This is a genomic window from Campylobacter sp. US33a, from assembly GCF_004378855.1.
GTDB lineage: Bacteria > Campylobacterota > Campylobacteria > Campylobacterales > Campylobacteraceae > Campylobacter_D.
Window position 1 is genome coordinate 1 of the sequence record NZ_RYYL01000021.1, and the last position, 5987, is coordinate 5987.

General features: G+C 27.0%; 3 protein-coding genes. All 3 read right to left on the reverse strand.

Features of this window, described 5'->3' with window-relative positions; all coding sequences use genetic code 11:
* Window positions 1-28: 28 nt before the first annotated feature.
* Complete coding sequence (locus tag ELQ16_RS09605) at window positions 29-3739, reverse strand: hypothetical protein (protein ID WP_134239416.1); 3711 nt, start codon at window positions 3737-3739, stop codon at window positions 29-31.
* A 60-nt stretch (window positions 3740-3799) separates the two neighbouring features.
* Window positions 3800-4537 carry a hypothetical protein gene (locus ELQ16_RS09610; protein WP_134239418.1) on the reverse strand — a complete coding sequence of 246 codons (738 nt, stop codon included), beginning with the start codon at window positions 4535-4537 and terminating at the stop codon, window positions 3800-3802.
* The coding region (locus ELQ16_RS10365; RefSeq protein ID WP_243832629.1) for a hypothetical protein at window positions 4527-5987 on the reverse strand (1461 nt) is incomplete at its 5' end. The genes ELQ16_RS10365 and ELQ16_RS09610, both read right to left, overlap by 11 nt.

Here is a 5987-nt window from a genome sequence, read left to right on the forward strand (position 1 = left end):
TATCACTCATCTTTTATCCTTTCTTAATTTATCCTATATGTAAGCCATTTTTCATGATTATAGTGGTGGCTAGTCTGCCTACAAATTTAGGGCATTTTTCTTTTTCCTCTTTATTGTTGGCAACCTTAATCATATATTCTTTGTTTTCCTCACTTTCTTTTTTTTGTGAGATATTTTTATCACCATTTATCCCCACATACAAAGCCTTAATATTATTTTGCCCTATAGTGTCTAAAGCTTTTAAGAATTCTCTGTGTTTTGAAGGATCAGAAGCGTTATTTGTCGCTTTAGTATTAAAAATATCGTTATCTATATCCTCTAAATAATCCATGCATTTATGATAAGCATCTATGGCTGCTAAACCTTTTGCTTCTCTATTTTTATACTCTTTATATAAAGCTTTTTTTGCTTCATCTTTATTGATAGCTTGTAATTTTTTGTTATAAGTTTCAATGCTTCTTCTTTGCTCTTCGTTGGCATTTTTAGGGATTAAAAAATCTTCTTCATGTTTTAGTTTTAAAAGTCTTGGTTTTGTAGGTAAATCATGTAAATAAGAATAAGTATTAAAAAAATCTATATCTTCTATGATTTTTAAATCTCCGGTTTTTGATCTTAACTCATCTAAACACAAATATGCAAAAAGTTTGTTTAAAAGATAATTTCTTACCTTTTTTGTGCCGCTTAGATCTTTATGATAGACAAATAAGGATTCTTTTTCCCCCAAACCTCCTGTTTGTAGTTTTCCACCTGTAAACATAGAAGTGAAATTAAAAGAAATAAAAGTATTGTTGATAAACATAGGATAAGAAATTAATCCTTCTTGTGCGTCTGTAGGTTTTTTCATTAACACATAGGGAGGACTGTATTTATCACTAAAATTTAAAAATTTCAATTTTTCGTATTCTTTTTTGCTTTTTTCATAGTGGGTTATCCATAATTGATTAACTAAATCTGTGATGATGACTTGAGGCAAGAATATAAAAGATTCTTTAGCAATATTGCGAATGGTTTTTAAAGTAAAATTAAATTTATATCTGAAAATTTGTTTTTTACTAATATTTGTCAAGTCTTTAAAACCTTTGCGATTTTTTAATTCTTTAAAAGTCATACCATCTACTAACATGATAGCTTCATATTTGTTTTTATTTTTTTGCATATAGCAAAGCTCTAATAGGGCCATTTTGCTTAGCTTTTTAAATCTTTTGTCAAATTCTTTTTGGTTGTGTATTGTAACTTTTTTCATATGAATATTTGATTTAGTCATCAAAAACAACAAATAACTCGCACCTATATTTTCATAAAGGGCTTTTTGTGCTTCAAGGGTTAAAAAATTAAGGACAGTTTTGCTAAGTTGCTTGGCAAATTTAAAATCATCTCCTCTTAAAAAATCCGCAAAAGGAAAGAATTTGTCTATAAAAGCATCCATCATAGCTACTATAGTTTTTTGTGGATTATAAGAAATTTTATCTATATCATTTTTTTCTATATATTCTGTTAAAGTGTCGAGTTCATCGCTGATATTGTTGCTTGATTTTTTTTCATCTTTAATTAATGCATCTAATTGCTCTAAATTGTGTTTTAATGCTTCATCTTGAGTTTGGGTATCTTGACTGTCTTGTTTTAAATAAATCTCAAGTTCTTTTTCATCGTTTTCATCGATTTCGCAGTCTTTTGATTGCTCTAAATAATCTACAAATTCTTCTATGCAAAAAATTTTTTTCTCAGTAAGTTTTGCTTTTTGTTGTTTTGAAAAGCATAAGGGGATTTTTTCTTCATTTATATTTAAAAGGACATCTTGAGGAAGTATATCAATACTTTCTTCCTCTTCTATTTGTATGCTTTCATAATTTGCAAATAATTTCCACCAAGCTTGATAATCGGTTTTAATAGACGAATAAAAATGCTTTATTACATAATAAGTTAAGGCAAGTAAAAGAACTTCTGTGATGGTAATATTTTTCTTATCGACAAATTTTTCCGAATAAGTTACACCTGTGTAAGTACCAATGTTTTGTTGTTTGGTTTGAATAATACTATTTATATAAGCTCTTAAGCAATCAATGCCTTCTTGAAAATATTGTTTTTGTTTTTCTAAAAAAGTTTTTTTATTATTTGCTTGATAAAAAACAGATTGTAAATAATAATAATTGTGTATTTTATCAGCATTACTAGGATTTTTTATAAAATTTAGATATTGAAATACATTTTCAGGATTGTCATCTGTGATACTATTTAATAACTTTTCTTTTTCTTTTACCACATCCTCAAAGCTTTGATAAGTTTGATAATTTAATTTAACAAAAGGACTTAAAGAAAGCACAAAAGCATTAGTTTCATTATCGATAATATTTATTTTATATTTACTATAATCTATCGTTACATCATAGTCTTTTGGAGCTTTGACTAAAATATCATTTTGTTTTTCATCTTTTATGGTATCTGGATAAATGATAGTATTTTCAAAAATTTCTTCTGTAAGTTTTTGATGAAGTCCAGCATTATATTTTTGCGGAGCATTAGTGATGATGAGAAAATTTTTTGCATGGTAAGATTCGCTTTTTTTATCCTTTAAATCCTTTATGATTTGAGCTAGCGCAATAGAGTTAAAATACGGACTTTCTATATAACTTAGTCTATTTTGATCTAAAGGTATTTGCCTTTTAAGTGCCTCTTTAATGGAGTATTGTTTATAAAGAATAAATTCTTCTTTGGGATTTTCAGTGAAAAAATTTGAAGAATTTGCACTCCAAAAATCTTTAAAAATTTCTTCATTTGATTTAAGACATATTGCTAAATCTTGTTTATGATATACTGATGATTGAAAATTTACCGCTCCAAAGCCTGAAAAATCAAAAAGAATTTTATCATCTATAATCAAAGTATAGTGATGAATTTTGTTTTCAAAAACAGTAAAAATATAGCCAATATCACTTATAAGTAGTTTTATAATAGCATTATAAAAGACATAAGAGTATTTATTCTCACTCCACTCTGAAATATCCTGAAAAACCCTCCATGATTCAAAAGCAATATCACTAGCAATTAATAATGGATGCGTTTTTGTCAAAAAGCTTTTTAACTTAAAGATATTAACAATATTAAGAAAAGCATTAATTATTGTTTTGTATGCAAACTCATAACCTTCTGCGTAAATATCTTTAATATTTTGTATCAATTCACCAAATATCAGTTCTATTTGTTCATTTAGTTTATATTCGTTTAATTTTTGATATTCATCAAATAATTTTAGTTTTTGAAGTATAGGAGTTTTTAATTTCTCATTAATACAAGTAATTAAAAAATCAATTCCTTTGTTTTCTTTTTTTGAAATTTGCGTCATAGCTTCTGAAGTAGTTTCATCTTCGGATTTTTCTAAGGCTTTTATAAAATCATCAAAAATGCTTGCCATATCACAAGATAAAGAAGTTATGATAAAGTTTGGAAGATTATTATCAGAATTATTAGAATCAATGAAATTTTTATAAGAATAATCATAAATTTGAACTTTTTTACCTTTAGAAGCAAATGTTTTAAGAGTGTCATATAAGTATTGATCTAAACCATAATAACAGTCCTTGGCAATTTCGTAATCTGATATTGCTAGATTAAGTACATTTTTTCTTGAAAAATTATTACAATATAAAACTATATTTTTAGCTTGTTTGCAATATTTATCTATCAAGTTTCTAAGTTCATATAGATTATAAATATATTGACAAGTAAATTCTTTATTTTTCATAATCTACCTTTAAATAAATATTATCTTAACATTTTTTATTTAAATAAAATTTAAGCAAAATCATCTATTAATCTCTCCAATCCATCTAAGTATATTACCCTTATCATCAATCTCTACTTCTAAATCTTTGTATTTGTTATAAAATTTAGGAGCTAAGATTTCATTAAAGTATTTTGTGCCTTTGGGGGTTGTTGCTACCCAGATATTGTATTGTGACCAATATTGTAGTGTATCCCAAGAAACATCACCTAAAATAAGACTATATCCATCCTCGTCTAATGTTTCAGGATCGTCCAAATCTCTAATAAATTTGTCTTGATAAAAGAAATTATCTCTAAAATATATCCAAGCTTGGTATTTATCTTCTTTATAATAAGATAAGTTTGAGGGATAGTCTATTTTATTTCTATCTTCTTCATCGCAATAAGAACCAAAGTCTATATATCCTGCTAAGAATAGTTGTCCTAAGATGTTTATATATTCACTTATATAGGTAGGTTTGGGTGCATTTAAAGAGAAAGGATTGCTAAGATTGTCAATGTTACAAGCATCCAATAAAATTAAATTATTACATTCCCATCTTGATGTGCCCATGCTTTTTCCGCAAATAAATAAAATATAATACTCAAATAACTCTAAAATATCCATTTTTGTTATCAGGCAAGAAGATATAATTAAAGAGGGATTATTGTAGGCATTTTCTTTTAATTGTGTTTTCTTCCATAAGCTATAATCTATATCAGGAAAAAATATAGCACATTTTTCTTCTTTATTCCATTTGATATATTTATACTTCATTTTTCACCCCATTTTCTATATGTATTGTTCTAAGATTTTCTCTTGGTTTGTTAGAATTTATCTCTATGATCTCGCCTCCACTTTTAGAAGCTTTTTTATATTGTATAATAGTTTGATCATCTAATTTTCTCATGTAAATTGGTTGTCCGTATTTTTTATCTACTTTATTTTCTAACTCTTTAGAATTTTTAGTTAACTTTTTCCATAATTTGTCCAATTCTTCTTTGTTTTCAACTATTCTTCTGCGTTTATCTCGGACATTTTTTGGCAGTTTATCCACTATCTGCAACACTTCATCCTTTGTCAATGATTTTTTCTTAATAATATTTTTTGCATTTTTGGGATTTTTCACTGTACCAAGCATTGCTAAGGCATCACCGATAATGCTGACATTTTCAAGTGATTCTAAAGCCTCATCTACAATACCTCCCAAAGGAGAAAATAAAGGCTTTATGGCTCCACTTGATTTATTTCTCCATTCCTCCAAATCATCAAATACTATCTCAATAAATTCTCCACTACCATCTTGTGTTTCTATTCTTATAACATTATCAGGGATGATTTCTTGAGTATTGTTTTCATTAAAATTTGCATTATTGCTTTTTATGACATTTGTATTATCTTTTATATTATCACTCGTAGACATATCTTTATCATCTGCATTAAAATAATCCTTAGTATAAACATTAAAGCAACACACATTTTCATTATCAAGCCACTCATCTAAGCCCTTAGCAATCTCAAAATCAATCTTTTGCATTTTAGCAGGAGCTAAAAAAACTCTATGGTGGATGATATTTTCATTTTCCCTATAATCTTTATTGTATTCATGTAACTCTGTAAAATATCCTGCTCCTAGATCTTTGTTTTCAAATTCTTTATAAGCACTTTTATAAACTTTAGCAATGTTTTTTGGGATAACAAATGTTAATTTTAGTAAATGCACACTAAGTCTAATTTCACACTCTTTAAAATCACAATCTTTGCTAAAGTCTTGTTTAAGGGTGTTTAGTATATTAACATCATTTAAATTTAACAAGTCATTTTTGGATAATTCTAATGTATCTAAACCTTGTTCGTTTTGATATAAAGTATTGTTTAAGTGTAAATTAGTGATTAAAAGATTGTCTTTTTGGTATTTGTGTTCTTTATAATACATTCTTAGTTTAGGTTCTCTTAACTCTGTTTGAGTTTTGCTTTGCTCTCCTAAGCCCTCCTTAGGATCAAAACTATGATCAAATTTAAACTTACTTGGAGTAAAGCTTACTTTTAAAGGAAAGCCTTTGTCTGTAATACAAGCTGAGATGAGTTCTTGTAATATAGCGTATTCTCCATTTACTTTCTTTTGAGATAAAGAACCTTTAACATTAACAACTTTAGTGCAAGGAACACTTACATTAGCTATAGCGTGAGGACAACCTATTATACTAGAGTTTAATAAATCACTTTC

Bases quoted from the DNA above. Each gene is read 5' to 3' on its own strand.
- ELQ16_RS09605 (WP_134239416.1), bottom strand. From the start codon at position 3,739: ATGAAAAATAAAGAATTTACTTGTCAATATATTTATAATCTATATGAA.
- ELQ16_RS09610 (WP_134239418.1), bottom strand. From the start codon at position 4,537: ATGAAGTATAAATATATCAAATGGAATAAAGAAGAAAAATGTGCTATA.